Source organism: Roseobacter sp. YIN89, assembly GCF_057219365.1.
Window position 1 is genome coordinate 353070 of sequence record NZ_JBXVVD010000002.1, and the last position, 15838, is coordinate 368907.

A 15838-nucleotide genomic window follows, 5' to 3' on the forward strand; every position below is an offset into this window, starting at 1 on the left:
CATGGCAGCCAAACTCACCCACTTTGACGGTGAAGGGCGCGCTCATATGGTCGACGTCGGGAACAAGGCCGTCACAGACCGTATCGCCCGCGCAGCGTGCCACGTGACGATGCAACAGGCCACTTTTGACATCATCACCGAAGGCCGCGCCAAAAAAGGCGATGTGCTGGGTGTTGCCCGTTTAGCTGGGATCATGGCCGCAAAACGGACGTCTGATCTGATCCCTTTATGCCACCCGTTGCCCATTACAAAGGTTGCCGTCGATCTGACCCCAGACGCGGATTTGCCCGGCATCCGTATCGAAGCGACCGTGAAAACCACCGGCCAGACCGGTGTCGAGATGGAAGCGCTGACGGCTGCAAATGTCGCAGCCCTGACCGTCTACGACATGTGCAAGGCGGTTGACAAAGGCATGGAAATCAGTGGGTTGCGCGTGGTGCTGAAAGACGGCGGCAAGTCCGGACGTTACGAAGCGCCATGATCCCTGTATCGCAGGCTCTGACGCATCTGTTTGCTCTGGCCGACCCAATGGGCATCGAGACGGTACCATTGCGCGCCGCGGCCGGTCGCGTTCTGGCCGAGGATGTCATTGCGAAACGCACCCAACCGCCTTTCGATGCCTCCTCCATGGATGGATATGCCGTACGTGCGGCCGAGGTCGAGCCGGATGCCATGTTCAAGGTGATCGGAGAGGCCGCCGCAGGTCACAGCTTTGCCGGTCAGGTGGGCGCAGGCCAAGCAGTACGGATTTTCACCGGCGCGCCGATGCCTGAAGGATCGGACTTTGTCGTCATTCAGGAAGATACCACACGACGCGGCGATCTGATCACGTTAGGCCGTGACATCGGCACCAAGACCAACGTGCGGCCGGCGGGTGGCGATTTTGCGCAGGGCGACAGGGTCACTGCCCCCAAGGTGCTTACTCCGGCGGATGTTGCCCTTCTGGCCGCGATGAACATCGCTTTTGTGCCCGTCAGACGCATGCCCAAGGTGGCCATCATGGCCACGGGAGACGAATTGGTAGCACCCGGAGAGCAGCCTGGACCGGACCAGATTATCGCCTCAAACAGCTACGGTCTCGCCGCACAGCTTGAAGCGCAGGGTGCCACGGCCCGCCTGTTGCCTATTGCCCGCGATACCGAAGCAGCGCTGACCACTGTCTTTGGTCTGACCGCCGATGCCGATCTCATCATTACGATCGGCGGCGCGTCTGTCGGGGATCATGACCTCGTTGGCGCCGTGGCGGGCAACCTTGGCATGGAACGCTCTTTCTACAAGGTCGCAATGCGCCCCGGCAAACCGTTGATGGCCGGACGATTGAACGGAACACCGATGATCGGCTTGCCCGGCAATCCGGTGTCCGCCCTTGTCTGCGGTACCATTTTTGTTGTTCCGGTTGTGCGCGCCATGCTCGGTCTGGGCGCGTGCCCCGCCCCGCAGCGGACTACGCAGCTGGCCAAGGACCTGCCACCGAACGGGCCGCGTGAACACTACATGCGCGCCCGCGTTGACGACGCAGGGCTGACCGCCTTTGACCGGCAGGACAGTTCGCTCTTGACCGTGCTGGCAGGTGCCAATGCCCTTTTGGTCAGGCCCCCCAACGACCCTGCACAACCAGCAGGTGCCGAAGTGCGATATGTCCCAATTTAACGCAGGCGTTGACACAAAACGGGAACATGCGTAGAACAAAAGCAAATCAGGCCTCGGAGGACCAATCGGATGCTCACCAAGAAGCAGTTGGATTTGCTGGAATTTATTCACAAACGCGTACAACGGGACGGTGTTCCGCCCAGTTTCGATGAAATGAAGGAAGCATTGGACCTGCGGTCCAAATCCGGCATCCACCGGTTGATCACAGCGCTTGAAGAACGCGGCTTTATTCGCCGCCTTGCTCATCGCGCCCGGGCCATCGAGATTGTGAAGCTGCCCGAAAGCCTTGGCGGCGCGCCACAGGCGGGCTTTACGCCACGCGTGATCGAAGGCGACAAGCCAGACGCTCCGATGCCGTCGTCAGCACGGATGGTATCCGGCGCAGGTTCCAGCGATGTTCCGCTTGTCGGACGGATCGCTGCGGGTGTGCCCATCGAGGCAATCAATCAACACCATGGCCATGTGGCCGTACCCGGGCAGATGCTGTCCGGCGCAGGTGAACACTACGCACTTGAAGTCCGAGGCGACTCGATGATCGAAGCGGGCATCAACGATGGCGATGTGGTGGTGATCCGTGAAACGTCTGTGGCGGACAATGGCGACATCGTCGTGGCACTGGTTGAAGATCAGGAAGCAACGCTCAAACGTTTCGTCCGAAAGGGTGGCACCATCGCGCTTGAAGCCGCCAACCCGGCTTACGAGACGCGTATTTTCACCGAAGACAAAGTGAAGGTGCAAGGCAAGCTGGTGGGTCTGATCCGCACCTACTGACCGCACAGGGTTTACCAGTTCGACCACAGCCTTGTGCCGGTCGTATCACGCACGGACAGAAATTTGAGACCCTCCGTTCCGTGATGAATGGCGATTGCGCCCGTCTGGCGCAATCGTTCCGGGTCGAAAACAGTGCATTCGCCGGCGGGAGCCTGCAAAGTGCCAGCGGCGACGATGATTTCCCCCGACGCGCATCCGGAAAACTCTGCCAGTGCGCGCTTGCCCCAGACGTGCTGGATGGCGGCCCCGTTGGGGAGCCGGCCCCCCCCTTGCGCAGGCCAACGCGCCGCGGCCGTATCCTGCGCAACCGCTTCACCATCATTTTCCAACCAGTTTGTCGCAACAAATCCGGCGCCCTTGGGTTTGCTCAGCGCCCGCCCCTTGTCTGTCATCACTCCCACAAGCGCGCCATTTTCGGCAATCAGCCCCACCGGGCGTTCCACCTGAACCCACAAAGCGAAAGCGGCAACAGCGGGCACAACCCCCAAAAGCCGCAAGCGTCCGCGCCACAGAACCAACCATAAAAACCCGAGCGCAAGCATGGGAAGTACGACCTGCGAGGGACCGGGCACATAAGACCTTGCACCATCCAGCCCGGCGACAAAGGCACCGACTTCCAGAATCCAGCGCAAACCAAGGCCCATGATCCACAAACCGATCCAGTCCAGCCCGAAGGGAGCGAGCAAGGCCGCCAGCACCGCGGCCGGGACAACAACGGTACCCATCACAGGCACGGACAGGAGGTTGGCAAGCAGACCGTAGTGAGAAATGGCGTTGAAGTGTGCGGCCCCAACGGGCGCAGTCGCAAGTCCGGATATAGCTGACGCCAAAAGCACCCCGATGACCGGCTGAAGCCACGCATGTCCGATGATAATGCGGTGATCGCGCATGTAGCCAAAGACGGCCACCAATGCGGTGGTTGCGGCAAATGACATCTGAAATCCCGGCCCCAACAAAGCTTCGGGGCGTAACACCAGAACAATTACTGCCGCGATGGCAACGGCACGCAGGCTGATGGCCCGGCGATTGACCATGATCGCGCCAAGCGCCACTGCAACCATCACGAACGCGCGCTCGGTCGCGACATTACCGCCTGACAGGGCCAGATAGCCGGTTGCTACGATCAGCGCCCCGCCTGCGGCCAGTTTGCGCGCGGGCACGCGCAGCGCCAGCGGCGGCACCAGCGCTATGACAATACGCAGAAGGCCAAAGACAAATCCTGTCAACAGCCCCATGTGCAATCCCGAAATGGCAAGCAAATGCGCAAGGTTACTAGCACGCAGATCATCGAGCGCTTTTTGACTGATCGCGCTGCGCGCGCCTGTTGTCACGGCAACCGCAAATCCACCGGTATCGCCCGGCAATACATCAAGCACATGCGAGGAGGCCGCCATACGCACCCGAAAGATTGCAAGGCCCGCGTGCCCGTCGCGTGCGGGCAACAAGGCCACAATGGGCACGCGGGTGTATCCCACCGCGCCGAGACGCGCAAACCACGCATGGCGCTGAAAGTCGAACCCGCCGGGCTCGACCGGCCCACCCGGAGGAGACAGATGCCCGGTTGTCATGATCCGCATACCCGGTGCAGGCAGCACGCCCATGCTTTGATCACCGTGCAGCGAAATACGCACACGAAGCGGTGTTTCACTGGCCCGCACGTCCTCCAGCTTCACCTGATCCAGCGTGATGCGCAGGGCATCCGATGCGCTGCGGTCCAGATTGACCACCCTACCCTCGATCGGGCCGTAGTATCGCCAGCCCAACACCGGCCCGGCCACATCATGCGCCCGATGCGCGGCCAAAAGAAATCCGCCGAGCACGAGGGCCGCCGCCATCGCAAAGGGAGAGAAAGCCTCGCCCAGTAATCGGGCAACAGCCAGACATGCGAGCGTGGCACCAAATGCCCCATACAACAGAGAATGCGACGGTTCGAAACGCAGCATAAAGTAGAGCCCGATCCCCACCGCAAGGCATACCGGCACCCATTCCAACAGATAGCCCCGCTGCCGGAGCATTTCGAGCCTGGCCCACGCCAACAGCACCTCCTTGCCCCCGTTCGCTGCACTGGATAGACACGGGCACAACAGATACGCCCCTCATGGTTACTGAAAGGTTAAGCCTCGCATGTCAGCGCCCGTTGTTACTCGTTTTGCTCCTTCGCCCACAGGATTTCTGCACATTGGCGGCGCGCGCACGGCGCTCTTCAATTGGCTCTATGCGCGGGGACGCGGCGGAAAGTTCCTGCTGCGTATCGAAGACACCGACAGAGCACGCTCAACCCCCGAAGCAACCGCAGCCATTCTGGAAGGCATGGCATGGCTGGGGCTGACACATGATGGCGAGATCGTCAGCCAATTCGAGAATGCGCCCCGTCACGCCGCGGTCGCACAAGAGCTGCTCGCGGCCGGAAAAGCGTACAAATGCTTTGCGACACAGGAAGAAATCACCGCATTCCGCGAGGCCGCGCGGGCCGAGGGTCGCAGTACGCTTTTCCGGTCCCCATGGCGCGACGCCGACCCATCGACGCACCCCGACGCCCCATACGTGATCCGCATCAAGGCCCCACAAAGCGGCGAGACAATCATCCACGACGAGGTGCAGGGCGACGTCAGGATCCGCAACGACCAACTGGACGACATGATCCTGCTGCGCTCGGATGGCACGCCTGTCTACATGCTGGCGGTGGTTGTGGACGATCACGACATGGGTGTCACGCACGTCATTCGTGGCGACGACCACCTTAACAACGCAGCCCGCCAGATGATGATCTACAACGCCATGGAGTGGCAAGTACCGGTATGGGCCCATATCCCACTGATCCACGGTCCCGACGGCAAGAAGCTGAGCAAACGGCACGGCGCTCTTGGCGCGCAGGAATACCAGTCGATGGGCTATCCAGCCGCTGGAATGCGCAACTATCTCGCGCGTCTGGGCTGGAGCCATGGCGATGACGAGTTCTTTACCGACGAACAGGCACGCGAATGGTTTGACCTTGGTGGGATCGGCAAAAGCCCCGCGCGTTTTGATTTCAAGAAACTGGAGAACCTTTCAGGTCAGCACATCGCCCTGATGGATGATGCTGCACTGCGGCAAGAAATCGCAGCCTTTCTGCCAGTATCCGACCTTCCGGCGCTTTCGGACGATCAGTTCAATATGCTCGAAAAAGCCATGTATTGTGTGAAAGAACGGGCCAAAACCTTCCCAGAACTGCTTGAAAAGGCCCATTTTGCCCTCACGTCACGTCCGATCGAACCGGACGAAAAAGCCGCCAAAAACCTTGATCCGGTATCCCGTGGTATACTGAAAGAATTGACGCCGCATCTGCAAAATGCTAGCTGGAACCGTGAAAATCTAGAGGCGATCCTCAACGCGTTTGCGCAAAGCAAAGAGACCAAGTTCGGTAAGCTCGCTGGTCCTCTTCGCGCCGCTCTCGCGGGTCGGGCGGTCACGCCTTCGGTATTCGACATGATGCTGGTTTTGGGCCATGATGAATCCGTCAGCCGCTTGAGCGACGCTGCTGACTGGGGTTAATCCGAACCAAAGCGCGGCGCGACACACCAACCGGTACAAACAACGTACCGGGGCCGGCTGGCAGTGCGCCGCCCGCTATACAGACAGGAAGGACGACCATGGCCGAAAGTACCAAATCCGCAAAGCTGACCATTGACGACAAAGAGATCGATCTACCGATTTTTACGCCAACAGCGGGCCCGGACGTTTTGGACATTCGCAAGCTGTACGCGCAGGCGGGCGTTTTCACTTATGACCCCGGTTTTACATCCACTGCCAGCTGCGACAGCACCATCACCTTTATCGATGGCGCCAAGGGTGAACTCTTGCATCGTGGCTACCCGATCGACCAGCTTGCAAGCCAGTCTCACTATCTTGAGGTGTGCTACCTGCTGCTTTACGGCGAACTGCCATCCGCACAACAGTTGGAAACCTTTGAGCATCACATCACGCATCACACGATGCTGCACGAGCAGATGCAGAACTTTTTCCGAGGTTTCCGTCGGGATGCGCATCCGATGGCGATCATGGTCGGTGTCGTCGGGGCGATGTCTGCCTTTTATCATGACAGCACGGATATTTCGGATCCGCAGCAGCGCGAAATCGCGTCGCACCGCTTGATTGCAAAGATGCCGACAATTGCGGCATGGGCCTACAAGTATTCAATTGGACAACCGTTCGTCTATCCACGCAACGATCTCGACTACGCGTCGAACTTCCTGCGCATGTGTTTTGCGGTGCCAGCCGAGGACTATGAGGTCAACCCGATCCTGAGCCGCGCGATGGACCGCATCTTTACGCTGCATGCAGATCACGAACAGAACGCATCGACGTCGACCGTTCGCCTCGCCTCCTCCTCCGGTGCAAACCCTTTTGCCTGCATCGCTGCGGGCATCGCCTGTCTCTGGGGACCGGCGCATGGCGGCGCAAACCAGGCTTGCCTGGAGATGTTGAACGAGATTGGCACCGTCGACCGAATTCCTGAGTATATTGCGCGTGCAAAAGACAAGAACGACCCGTTCAGGCTGATGGGCTTTGGCCACCGCGTCTACAAGAACTTTGACCCGCGCGCGAAGGTCATGAAAGAAAGCGCCGACGAAGTGCTTGAGCTTCTGGGCGTTGAAAACAAGCCAATTCTTCAGGTTGCCAAGGAACTCGAGGCGGCAGCCCTCGCAGATCCGTACTTCTCGGACAAGAAACTCTTCCCGAACGTAGACTTCTACTCCGGCATCATCCTCGAAGCGATGGGGTTCCCGACATCCATGTTCACGCCGATCTTTGCGCTCGCGCGCACCGTCGGTTGGATTTCGCAGTGGAAAGAGCAGATCAGCGATCCACAATTGAAAATTGGTCGCCCCCGACAGTTGTACCTCGGCGAGACGGCGCGCGACTACGTCGATATCGAAAACCGCTGAAGCGGGCTTTCATAGCTTTATTGACCGGGGCCGCAGGAAAAAACTCCTGCGGCCCCGGTTGTGTGATTCGGTCCTCGGTTAACCAAATTCGCCGCCACTGTCCACGCTTCCGAAAGAGCAATATGGCAGAAATATGGCATTGTTTCGGGAGGGGGCACAATATCTCCGATTTCTTGACCCAGCATCAGCGCACCGCCTAACATGCCGTAAAGCAGTGGTTTTTTTACTGCTGCGGTAAATTGAACAGTATTGGCCCTGACCGATATCCTGGGCCGGTGCATCTGGACACATTATTTGGGCGACCGATCAGAGGCGCATTCAAGCGCGTCATGCTGAGCGGTTTATGGGTGAAATTCCGATGCAAAATTACAGAAACACAGCCGTCTTGGGCGCGTTCGGCTTGGCACGTCACATGCCAATGGCGCGCGACTGGGAAAGCGGGCCACAGGGCGCATTGATCCCCGACGAGACGGACAAGGAAGACCGGATCGCGGTGGTCTACGACAGAGGCGACACACCGCCCGAGATCACGGTTTCCATGACGTCAAACAATGTTCAGACCGTGCGCGCCAACGGCGTGGCGGTGGCCGTTGTTGCCTGCAGCGATGGCCCGCAGTTAACCAAAGATGACATCCTGCTCGTAGAGCGGTTTGTCCGCCGGAACTAATCGCGGCATCAACGGCCTTCGAATTTCGGGGCGCGTTTTTCGGTAAATGCCAAAACGCCTTCTTTGAAGTCGCGGGACTTTCCGCAAGTACCTTGTGCGCGCGCCTCAAGCGCAAGCTGATCTTCGTATGCGTTATGCCAGCTTGCGCGGATTGTGTCCCGAATGGCGCGATATGCCGCTGTCGGCCCCTCGGCCAGATGACGCGCGCGGGCTCGCCACGTTTCCTCGAATGCCGCGTCCGGAACCGCTTCCCAGATCATGCCCCAGTCATCGGCCTGCTGCGCGCTGATCTTGTCTGCGAACAACGCGGCCCCCATGGCTTTGGCCATACCCATGGAACGCGGCAAGTTGTACGTACCGCCAACATCCGGGATCAGGCCGATCCGCGAGAAAGCCTGCATGAAATACGCACTTTCACAGGCAATCACCACGTCAGCTGCGAGTGCGAGATTCGCCCCTGCTCCCGCCGCTGCGCCATTGACCGCCGAGATCGTCGGCGCAGGGCACTCTGACAATGCCCTCAGAATGGGCGTGTACTCGTCTCTGAGCGTCCGTTCCAGATCAATGTTTGACGCGTTCACCCTGTCGCCCAGATCCTGACCTGAGCAGAATGCCCGCCCTGCCCCGGTCAACACCAAAACGCGGGCAGATTTTCCGCCATCGGTGATCGCATAGGTAAGCTCCGCACGCATCTGCGTCGTCAACGCGTTCATTTTGTCGGGTCGGTTCAGCGTGATGACCGCAATGTCATCGGCCAACTCATAGGTCAGGGTTTGAAAGTCCATCGCGTCACGTCCTTCGCCTTGGTGTGTGCGCCGACCTTACCAGACCGGGCAGCGGGCAAAAGCGAAACGAGGCGTCATTCCTTCATAATTTCGCGCAGGCGCGCGGCTTCTTCGGGGGTCAGCGCCTCTTCCTGCGGGGCCGCCGCCATTTGCCGCCCTCTGACATAAGACAGCCCCATGATCAGCGCCAGCAACAGCATTGCGGGGCCAGCCGCCCATAATACCCACGTCGATCCGCTGGTGCGGGGTGTCATCAGCACAAACTCTCCGTAACGCGCCACGAAGAAATCCATGACCTCGTCGTCGCTTGCGCCCTCCGCAACCAGTTCCCGCACGGTACGGCGCGCGTCCTGAGCCCAGTTCGCATTGGACGAGGCAACCGTCTCTGACTGACACACCACACAGCGCAATTCGTGATCCAGCGCGCGGGCGCGCTTCTCCAGAACAGGGTCATCCAGCATCGCGGTAGGATCAAGCGCCCACAAAGGCCCTGCAGCCAGCAACAGGATCAGAACAAGCCGCTTCATTCCGCCGGTACCGCCGCAGTCTTGGCCTTACCCGCCCCTGCCGCGACACGAAAGCGGCGATCCGTCAGGCTAAGCAAACCGCCGAGCGCCATCAGTCCGCTCCCGATCCATATCCAGTTTGTCAAAGGCTTGATGTACGTACGAACAGCCCAGCCGCCACCTGCTTGCTCATCTCCGATCACGACATAAACATCCCGTGCGAGATCATAATCGATGGCGGCTTCGGTCGTCGGCATCTGAGCGACGGGATACACCCGCTTTTCGGGACGCAGTTGCGCCAGTTCGCGACCGTCCTTTGCAAGCGTTACAAAGCCCATTGTGGACAGGTAATTTGGCCCCTCCACCTGTTCTACGCGGTCAAGTGTGATTGTGTAGCCACCCACCTCATACGGCACGTCGAACTGGGCAACACGAATATCCTCCTGCTGCCAGGCCATCAGCCCACAAACACCCATCATGGTCACGCCAAGCCCGGCATGTGCAACCATCTTGCCCCAATCCGCACGCGGCAAACGGGTCAGACGCCGCAAACGCCCTGTTCCGCGCCCTGTCCGACGCCACAGATCCACGATTGTGCCCATGACGATCCATGCCGCCAGAAACAGCCCGATGGGCCCCAACAGGCTGCGTCCGGTCTGCATGGCGTAAGCCAAACCGCCGACAGCAAGCGCAAGCACAAAAACATACCGCAAGGCATATACAGCTTTTGCAAGGTTCGCCCGCTTCCATGCGATGGCGGAACCAATCGGCAGAATCAAACCAAGCACCAACATAAACGGGGAAAACGCCATGTTGAAAAATGGGGGTCCGACGCTGAGCTTGCGGTCAAAGAACATCTCGGCCACGAGCGGCCACATCGTCCCGACAAAGACGACAAAGCATGACACCGCCAACAGCAGATTATTAGCCACCAGCGCACTTTCCCGACTGACCAGACCGAACACACCGCGCGCTTCCATGGCACTGGCGCGCGCAGCAAAAAGAATGAGCGCGCCCCCCATGAAAAAGCCCATGATCATCAGGATGAACACGCCCCTCTCGGGGTCATTGGCGAAAGCGTGGACAGACGTCAGCAGGCCGGATCGCACGATAAACGTACCGATCAGCGAAAATCCGAATGCAAGGATCGCCAGCAGAATGGTCCAGCTTTTCAGGCTTTCCCGCTTTTCGACCACAATCGCCGAATGCAGCAAGGCAGCGGCCAGCAGCCAAGGCATAAAAGAGGCGTTTTCTACCGGATCCCAGAACCAAAAGCCGCCCCAACCCAATTCGTAATAGGCCCACCACGACCCCAATGCGATACCGATGGTGAGAAACACCCAAGCGGCCAGCGTCCATGGACGCACCCAGCGCCCCCACGCCGCATCAACGCGCCCCTCGATGAGCGCTGCCACCGCAAAACTGAACGCCATGCTCAGCCCGACGTAGCCGAGATAAAGAAACGGGGGATGGAATGCGAGCCCGGGATCCTGCAGCAACGGGTTCAAATCCTGCCCGTCAAACGGCGGCACCGCAAGACGCACAAAAGGATTGGAGGTGAAGATGATAAAGGCAAAAAAAGCAACGCCAATGGCACCCTGAACGGCTAGCACGCGTGCCTTCAGCCCCGGTGGCAGATTTGAGCCGAACCAGGCTGCCATTGCACCAAACAGGGTCACGATCAGAACCCAGAGCAACATGGACCCTTCATGATTGCCCCACGTACCGCTGATCTTGTACAACATCGGCTTGGCAGAATGGCTGTTCAACGTCACCAGCCTGAGGCTGAAATCAGACACGATAAAGGCGTACATCAACGCGCCAAAGGCAAAGGCCGTCAGCAGAAACTGCGCGCTTGCCGCGGGTTCGGCAACGGCCATCCAAGCCGGCCACTTTTTGTGCGCACCGATCAGCGGCACAACGGCCTGCACGATTGCCACGAGAAACGCCAGAAGCAGCGCAAAATGCCCAAGTTCAGTAATCATGCCTCAAGTATAGGGGCTTGCTACGGCGCATCCAATGACAAACGGCCGCAGGCAGTGATCACTTTGTCGCGGTCCGGTGCAAATCTTCGCGCCAGTCGCTCAGCGCCTCGTTCGCGTCCGGCTCCAGCGACAGCACCCCAAGACGCGCATCCGTGCCGCTGGCAGCAACCCCCGGCGTCGTCGGGCGCAACTGCTGCAGATGTTGAATGTTACGGACAACCTGCGGCGCCGAGGCCATCGTTTGCGCGATAGAGCGCTGAAATTGCTGGCTTTTCACTTGATGCCGCGCTCCAAAGTAAAAGGAAACAACCACACCCAGCAGCCACCACAGCGGCTCCGGCACAAGCGCGATACCCTGCATTCTTTCGGCAAACCAGATCGGATCAACCATGGCGGCGACGAACAGCCCGAGCGTGCCAAGGGCCAATGCGGGGCGCGGCACCCGGTTGATGCCGTCCATAATGCTGTCAAACAGGCTGTTGTTTTTTTGGTCAAACTCCCGCGCATATTGCTGCAGCGCCTCGACGCGCAGCGTCTGAGCCCGATCCGCATCCGCTTCGGCATTCGCGCGGAAAACTTCAGCTGTTTCCTTTATCACATTGCGATTGCTACCAAAAATGACGTTAAGCAAACCCGTAATCAACCCCATGATGCAACCCTTTCACGAAACTGCTCGTCCGTCAGATGATATGGGCGAGAAATGAATTCTTCGGCACGTTTGATCCAGCCGCCTTTACCGCCAGCGCGGCTGCGGGCGTATTTCCGGCTGGCCGACCGCCTGTCAGCGATGCGGAAGTAGTAGTTGCGTCTGGCAATGCCGTAGGCATCGGCCAGATGATTGGGGGCTGCGGCATAGGCCGCCTGCGCCGCGGCAATCGTCTTGGGGCCAATGATGCCGTCCACGCTTACCGCGTGGCCCATGTCATTCAGCAGTCGCTGGAGAATTTTTACCGCATTCGCACCTGCGTTAACATACATGTCAAAGACGGTGGCATGCAGCGCTTTCGGCAACATCGCGATTAGCGGTCTTTCAAAATAATATTTCTCAAATATTTCAATGGCCTGCTCCCGAGACAACGCTTTCACATCCGCCGTAGAAACGGTTCCGTCTCCGGTCAGGTCCATTCCAAGGCGGCGCAGGGTGTGTATCGTTACACCAAAATTCGTCGCCCCGCCGGGATCGTCGGGGTCATTCACATAACCGCCTTCGCGCCGGACGATCTCAGCAGCAATTTGCCGAACGCTCTTCATAAGCCCCTCCTTGGCACCATAAAGTGATGCGGAAGGTGGCCTAATTCAGGTTAATGAGAGCGAACCGAACCGTTCGGTGCTAGCCTTCGGGTGCTTGATAGACGCCCTGTTCCTTCAGGGCATCAACAACCTCTTTCGGCATATATGTCTCGTCATGTTTCGCAAGAATTTCAGAGGCTTCAAAGACACCGTTAATGTAACGTCCGGTACCAACCATGCCTTGATTTTCTTCGAACAGATCGGGCAGCACGCCGGTATATGTTACTGGCACCACAGCGCCGCCATCGGTCACGCTAAAGCGGATTGTTTCACCCTCTCCGCGCACCAGCGACCCTTCCTCAACCAGCCCCCCGATTCGGAACACTTCGGTCGGTCCCGGCGGCTCTGCCAATATCTGGCTAGGCGCGCGGAAAAAGTTGATGCCATCCCGCATTGCATAACCGATCAGCACGGTAGACAGCACAAGTGCGACCGCGGCGAGGGCGATCACTTGAATACGACGCTGCTTTTTCAGGCTTTTCATTTTGCCTCACGGGAAAAGAGGCGCTGCCATCAGCCCCTCGGTTTCGTCAATACCTAACATCAGATTGGCGTTTTGCAACGCCTGCCCGCTGGACCCCTTTGTCAGGTTATCCAGCGCACCAATCACAATTGTGCGCCCTTCGATTCGATCGGAAACCACGCCGATATGGCAGAAATTCGACCCGCGGATGTGCCGCGTGCTGGGCGCTTCACCCATGGGCAACACTTCTATGAAAGGCTCATCCGCATAGCACCGCATCAGTGTCTGGTGAATTCGGGTCGCATCACCATTCAGGTAGGCGGTCGCGAGAATACCGCGATTGGCCGGAATAAGGTGCGGCGTGAACTGTATCCTCACCGGACGACCGGCCAAAGCACTGAATTCCTGATCAAATTCTCCCAAATGCCGATGTTTCCCACCAACGGCATAGGCGTGGTAGCCTTCGGAAAGTTCGGCGTGCAGCAGGTTTTCCTTCAGGCTGCGACCTGCCCCTGACACCGCACACTTCAGATCAAGAATGATCGTATCAAGATCAATATCGCCGGCCGCAATCAGCGGGCGCAAGATGAACTGCCCCGTGGCAGCGTTGCATCCCGTACCGGCAACGATGCGCGCTTTCCGGATGGCACCACGGTAAAACTCGGTCAACCCGTACACCGCCTCTTTCTGTTGCGACAGCGCGGCGTGCGGATTGCCATACCACGTCTCATAGGCATCAGGGTCGCTCAGACGAAAGTCGGCGCTCAGATCAACGATCCTGAGGTCGTCAGGCAATGCGGCAATCACCTCCTGACTGGTTTTGTGCGGCAAGGCGCAAAAGCACAGATCAATGTTTGCAAAGTCGATATCACCGATTTGCAAAAGCGGTGGCAGATCGAGGTGGCGTAAATGCGGAAAAACCTCCGCAATGGTCTTACCCGCCTTTGAGTTTGCCCCCAAAGCGTTGATTTTCATCGATGAATGGCCGGCAATCAACCGGATCAGCTCTGCGCCTGTATATCCAGAAGCGCCGAGAATTGCGATATTGTAGGTCATGGGAAACCCTTATGGAAGAAATTGGTCTTGAACAGTTTATGCGGCAGTGAATTCAATCCGTCGTCGCAAAAACTGCGTCGCCCGGTCGCTTACGCGCGCCGGGTCGCCCGAGGTCAAAAAGGCGGACTCGCCTGACCCCAACATGTCGGGATGCCTTTCCAGATAGTCCGCGAGACTTTCTGCCACGAGGTTGGCCTGACTAAAGACCTGAACCTTGTCGCCCAAGGCCGCTTGAAACTCCTGTTCCATCAGCGGATAGTGGGTGCAGCCCAAAATGGCGGCATCCGGTGTCGGCAGTTTCCGTTTGAGCGCGTCAACGTGGCTGCGCACCAGCGCTTCGGCCAGCACCATGTCACCATCTTCAATAGCATCCACGACACCCGCGCAGGCCTGTGCCTCGACATCAACACCAATCGCGCGGAACGCCAATTCGCGTTGAAAGGCGCGGCTGGCCACTGTTGCAGGTGTCGCAAAAAGCGCGACATGCTTGACCGCAACTTCACGCGGCGGCGAGTTATCGCCCCATTGCCGTTCGGTCATTGCTTCGATCAGCGGTACAAATACGCCCAGCACCCGCTTGTCACTGGGCACCCAGGATTCCTGCATCCGCCGCAACGCAGCCGCAGACGCGGTATTGCACGCCAGAATGACCAGATCGCACCCAGCATCGAATAACCGCGCAACGCCGGCACATGTCAGATCAAAGATATCATCTGCCGTCCGCACACCATAAGGCGCATGCGCACTGTCAGCCATATAGACAAACGGGACGTCGGGCAGACGCTTTTGCGCTGCCTCCAGCACGGTCAACCCGCCCAACCCGCTATCAAATACACCAACCGCCATGATCCGCCACGCCTTTCACGGCGCCGGTCAGTTACGGTGCCGCATTTCGAACTCATACCCCAGATCGTAAGACTTCTCCGGGTGTGGTGAAAGCTCATACGTGGCTTTGCGCAGGAAATCCATCATCGCTTTGCTGTCAGACGCAAATGGTTGCAAATCAGCCGGATGGATCGGCGCGCCGATAGATACCCGAACGGGCGCATCAACTCTTTTGCCAAACTCCTTGATGAGCAGGCCCATCCGCAAGGTGTAATGCACGTGGCTGGCGATTTGAAACAAACGGCTGGTGTGCCCGTCAAAATACATCGGCACAACCGCCGCCCCTGATTTGACAATCATGCGCGCGGTAAAACTGCGCCAGCCCGGATCCATCGGCTTGGCTGAAAACGGCTTGAGCGCGGTGCTGACCGTCCCTCCGGGAAAGATACCAATCGCGCCACCATCGGCCAGATACTGCAGCGATCGCTTTCGCGTCTCGATGTTCAGTGCCAACGCTTCCTTCGTTTCGTCAAAACTGATCGGCAGCACAACCCGATTGATTTCCTCGGCCTTGCGAAACACCGAATTGGCAAGAATACGAAAATCACCGCGCGTGCGCGCAAGGATATGCCCCATCATCAGCCCATCGAGGATGCCGTAGGGGTGGTTGGCAATAAAGATCAACGGGCCTGTTTTCGGAATATTGTCGAGACTACCCTGAACCACATCAAGGCTCAGGCCGTAGCGCTCCACCATCACGTCAAAAAAGTTGCGGCCTTGGGCCACCTCCTCTTCGTATCCTCTGGCACGCTTGATCAGGCGAAGCCGACCGGTGGTGTTCTCCATCAACCGGATGATTGCCCGGCCACCCCGCGTTTCTGCGGAGTGTGCGTAGCTGATATCTCTCGTCACATT

Annotated in this window: 16 protein-coding genes; 6 read left to right on the top strand and 10 right to left on the bottom strand. The window is 58.6% G+C overall.

Annotated features, from left to right (window positions below; all coding sequences use genetic code 11):
* The first annotated feature begins 1 nt into the window (after position 1).
* From moaC to lexA, 3 genes are all read left to right on the top strand, one after another.
* Positions 2-481 (top strand): cyclic pyranopterin monophosphate synthase MoaC, encoded by a 480-nt coding sequence (moaC, locus tag AC2D8V_RS07885; RefSeq protein ID WP_484732983.1) that lies wholly within the window; start codon positions 2-4, stop codon positions 479-481.
* Positions 478-1650: a molybdopterin molybdotransferase MoeA gene (locus tag AC2D8V_RS07890; RefSeq protein ID WP_484732984.1), complete on the top strand. Its 1173-nt coding sequence runs from the start codon at positions 478-480 to the stop codon at positions 1648-1650. The genes moaC and AC2D8V_RS07890 overlap by 4 nt, the downstream gene beginning before the upstream one ends.
* Positions 1651-1719: 69 nt before the next feature.
* The gene (gene lexA, locus AC2D8V_RS07895) at positions 1720-2421 is read left to right on the top strand and encodes a transcriptional repressor LexA (RefSeq protein WP_484732985.1); all 702 of its coding nucleotides are present in this window, start codon (positions 1720-1722) and stop codon (positions 2419-2421) included.
* Positions 2422-2432: 11 nt separating this feature from the next.
* On the opposite strand, the gene AC2D8V_RS07900 is transcribed toward lexA, so the two are convergent.
* Positions 2433-4436, bottom strand: coding sequence for a ComEC/Rec2 family competence protein (locus AC2D8V_RS07900; RefSeq protein ID WP_484733876.1), 2004 nt, complete (start codon positions 4434-4436; stop codon positions 2433-2435).
* Positions 4437-4545: 109 nt separating this feature from the next.
* On the opposite strand from AC2D8V_RS07900, the gene gltX reads away from it, so the two are divergent.
* The 3 genes from gltX (at position 4546) to AC2D8V_RS07915 (ending at position 8013) form a co-directional block, all read left to right on the top strand.
* A complete protein-coding gene (gene gltX, locus AC2D8V_RS07905) occupies positions 4546-5952 on the top strand; it encodes a glutamate--tRNA ligase (protein WP_484732986.1) in 1407 nt (468 codons plus the stop codon).
* A gap of 98 nt (positions 5953-6050) precedes the next feature.
* The gene (gltA, locus tag AC2D8V_RS07910) at positions 6051-7346 is read left to right on the top strand and encodes a citrate synthase (protein WP_484732987.1); all 1296 of its coding nucleotides are present in this window, start codon (positions 6051-6053) and stop codon (positions 7344-7346) included.
* 358 nt (positions 7347-7704) lie between these two features.
* Positions 7705-8013 carry a hypothetical protein gene (locus AC2D8V_RS07915; RefSeq protein ID WP_484732988.1) on the top strand — a complete coding sequence of 103 codons (309 nt, stop codon included), beginning with the start codon at positions 7705-7707 and terminating at the stop codon, positions 8011-8013.
* Between the two features lie 8 nt (positions 8014-8021).
* Here AC2D8V_RS07915 and AC2D8V_RS07920 read toward each other — a convergent pair whose 3' ends face one another.
* The 9 genes from AC2D8V_RS07920 to AC2D8V_RS07960 form a co-directional block, all read right to left on the bottom strand.
* Positions 8022-8798, bottom strand: a complete 777-nt coding sequence (locus AC2D8V_RS07920; RefSeq protein WP_484732989.1) for an enoyl-CoA hydratase-related protein — start codon at positions 8796-8798, stop codon at positions 8022-8024.
* Positions 8799-8872: 74 nt separating this feature from the next.
* On the bottom strand, positions 8873-9325 hold the full coding sequence (locus AC2D8V_RS07925) for a cytochrome c-type biogenesis protein (RefSeq protein WP_484732990.1): 453 nt from the start codon (positions 9323-9325) through the stop codon (positions 8873-8875).
* Positions 9322-11289: a heme lyase CcmF/NrfE family subunit gene (locus tag AC2D8V_RS07930; RefSeq protein ID WP_484732991.1), complete on the bottom strand. Its 1968-nt coding sequence runs from the start codon at positions 11287-11289 to the stop codon at positions 9322-9324. Before AC2D8V_RS07930 ends, AC2D8V_RS07925 begins: the two co-directional genes overlap by 4 nt.
* Before the next feature lie 58 nt (positions 11290-11347).
* Entirely contained in the window at positions 11348-11938 is a 591-nt protein-coding gene (locus AC2D8V_RS07935; protein ID WP_484732992.1) for a holin family protein, read from the bottom strand.
* On the bottom strand, positions 11929-12540 hold the full coding sequence (locus AC2D8V_RS07940; protein WP_484732993.1) for a holin-associated N-acetylmuramidase: 612 nt from the start codon (positions 12538-12540) through the stop codon (positions 11929-11931). Before AC2D8V_RS07940 ends, AC2D8V_RS07935 begins: the two co-directional genes overlap by 10 nt.
* Before the next feature lie 79 nt (positions 12541-12619).
* The gene (gene ccmE, locus AC2D8V_RS07945) at positions 12620-13063 is read right to left on the bottom strand and encodes a cytochrome c maturation protein CcmE (RefSeq protein WP_484732994.1); all 444 of its coding nucleotides are present in this window, start codon (positions 13061-13063) and stop codon (positions 12620-12622) included.
* Positions 13064-13069: 6 nt separating this feature from the next.
* Entirely contained in the window at positions 13070-14098 is a 1029-nt protein-coding gene (argC, locus tag AC2D8V_RS07950) for an N-acetyl-gamma-glutamyl-phosphate reductase (protein ID WP_484732995.1), read from the bottom strand.
* A gap of 36 nt (positions 14099-14134) precedes the next feature.
* Positions 14135-14944, bottom strand: a complete 810-nt coding sequence (locus tag AC2D8V_RS07955) for a glutamate racemase (protein WP_484732996.1) — start codon at positions 14942-14944, stop codon at positions 14135-14137.
* A 27-nt stretch (positions 14945-14971) separates the two neighbouring features.
* Entirely contained in the window at positions 14972-15835 is an 864-nt protein-coding gene (locus AC2D8V_RS07960) for a lysophospholipid acyltransferase family protein (protein ID WP_484732997.1), read from the bottom strand.
* Between the last annotated feature and the right edge of the window lie 3 nt (positions 15836-15838).

Coding starts and splice junctions, on each gene's coding strand:
- gltX (WP_484732986.1), top strand. CDS start 4,546: ATGTCAGCGCCCGTTGTTACTCGTTTTGCTCCTTCGCCCACAGGATTT.
- AC2D8V_RS07925 (WP_484732990.1), bottom strand. CDS start 9,325: ATGAAGCGGCTTGTTCTGATCCTGTTGCTGGCTGCAGGGCCTTTGTGG.
- AC2D8V_RS07915 (WP_484732988.1), top strand. CDS start 7,705: ATGCAAAATTACAGAAACACAGCCGTCTTGGGCGCGTTCGGCTTGGCA.
- AC2D8V_RS07930 (WP_484732991.1), bottom strand. CDS start 11,289: ATGATTACTGAACTTGGGCATTTTGCGCTGCTTCTGGCGTTTCTCGTG.
- argC (WP_484732995.1), bottom strand. CDS start 14,098: ATGACCTACAATATCGCAATTCTCGGCGCTTCTGGATATACAGGCGCA.
- AC2D8V_RS07900 (WP_484733876.1), bottom strand. CDS start 4,436: ATGCTCCGGCAGCGGGGCTATCTGTTGGAATGGGTGCCGGTATGCCTT.
- AC2D8V_RS07935 (WP_484732992.1), bottom strand. CDS start 11,938: ATGGGGTTGATTACGGGTTTGCTTAACGTCATTTTTGGTAGCAATCGC.
- lexA (WP_484732985.1), top strand. CDS start 1,720: ATGCTCACCAAGAAGCAGTTGGATTTGCTGGAATTTATTCACAAACGC.
- AC2D8V_RS07955 (WP_484732996.1), bottom strand. CDS start 14,944: ATGGCGGTTGGTGTATTTGATAGCGGGTTGGGCGGGTTGACCGTGCTG.
- ccmE (WP_484732994.1), bottom strand. CDS start 13,063: ATGAAAAGCCTGAAAAAGCAGCGTCGTATTCAAGTGATCGCCCTCGCC.
- gltA (WP_484732987.1), top strand. CDS start 6,051: ATGGCCGAAAGTACCAAATCCGCAAAGCTGACCATTGACGACAAAGAG.
- AC2D8V_RS07940 (WP_484732993.1), bottom strand. CDS start 12,540: ATGAAGAGCGTTCGGCAAATTGCTGCTGAGATCGTCCGGCGCGAAGGC.
- moaC (WP_484732983.1), top strand. CDS start 2: ATGGCAGCCAAACTCACCCACTTTGACGGTGAAGGGCGCGCTCATATG.
- AC2D8V_RS07890 (WP_484732984.1), top strand. CDS start 478: ATGATCCCTGTATCGCAGGCTCTGACGCATCTGTTTGCTCTGGCCGAC.
- AC2D8V_RS07920 (WP_484732989.1), bottom strand. CDS start 8,798: ATGGACTTTCAAACCCTGACCTATGAGTTGGCCGATGACATTGCGGTC.